At 65.3% G+C, this 297-nt stretch carries 1 protein-coding gene; it reads right to left on the bottom strand.

All coding sequences use genetic code 11. The annotated features are described in order from the left end of the window. Nucleotides 1-87 precede the first annotated feature (87 nt). Nucleotides 88-297, bottom strand: a 210-nt coding sequence (locus tag EN786_RS37105; protein WP_210238941.1) for a hypothetical protein, incomplete at its 5' end; no start/stop codon positions are given.

Genomic DNA, 297 nt, shown 5'->3' with positions numbered 1-297 from the left:
GCCAATCCCGTCAAAACGTCGTCGGATGCCGTAAACCCGAAACCGGTCGCATTTATCGAAGGTCGAGTAGTCGAGAATACGGGTGCCTTAGAAATAGCGGCGACGCGAGCGGTTTTCGGTCAGCTCGCGCACCGCCTCGCGGAATTCGCGCAGGCTGGCTCGGATGTCGTCGATCTCCCCCTGGTCGGCGGCTGGCAGGCGAGCCTCGCCGGCGGGCTGCGGCTGCGGATGGTAGGCTGCCGGCGAGGCCGGATACTGTTCCTCGTAGGGCCGGACCATGCGCGGTCCGATCCCTAC

This window comes from Mesorhizobium sp. M4B.F.Ca.ET.143.01.1.1, from assembly GCF_004792275.1.
GTDB lineage: Bacteria > Pseudomonadota > Alphaproteobacteria > Rhizobiales > Rhizobiaceae > Mesorhizobium > Mesorhizobium abyssinicae.
The sequence above is the reverse complement of the archived record's forward strand: the minus strand, read 5'-3'. Positions and strand labels throughout refer to the sequence as shown.